Origin of the sequence: Mesorhizobium sp. M7A.F.Ca.MR.148.00.0.0 (assembly GCF_003997735.1) — a bacterium.
Classification (GTDB): domain Bacteria; phylum Pseudomonadota; class Alphaproteobacteria; order Rhizobiales; family Rhizobiaceae; genus Mesorhizobium.
In genome coordinates this window covers 1-451 of the sequence record NZ_RZTB01000406.1, presented here as the reverse complement: position 1 = coordinate 451, position 451 = coordinate 1, and the positions used below count along the sequence as shown (strand labels likewise).

The window sequence follows — 451 nt, the reverse complement described above, 5'->3', positions numbered from 1 at the left end:
CGGCGGTGCTGTAGCCATTCGGCGACGGGTCGTAGAGCGTCTGTGGATTGACGATGGTCAGCTTGAGGTCGTTCCCAGTCGCTGTAGCCGCAGCGGAAACTGCCATGGTCATGATGATTAGCCCTCCGGTAAGCAGATGCTTGATTGCGCGTGACATGATTTCTCCTGGCTCTGCTAACCGCGAATAAACGCACTCGCGGCCGGCATGAACTTTAACCAGATCGCTCATACGATGAATCGTGCGATGTACGAGTCATCGTATGGTACGTCGTACTAGTCAAGCGATCAGCGTCGACATTCCTGACGGTGCCCGCCAAAATCGACGTTCGGCCAGCAAGGAAGACAGATGGCAGCCAAACCCCGCAGTGCCAGCAAACGATCGCAACGGACAAAGCTTCCACCCATGCAGGAAGCGAGCAGCGAGCCGCCGCTGTCTCGAGAGCGTATCGTG

The 451-nt window shown here is 57.0% G+C and carries 1 pseudogene; it reads right to left on the bottom strand.

The features are described from left to right. Positions 1–157: pseudogene (locus EOB49_RS38420) on the bottom strand (RidA family protein); the annotation flags it as partial. Positions 158–451 lie beyond the last annotated feature (294 nt).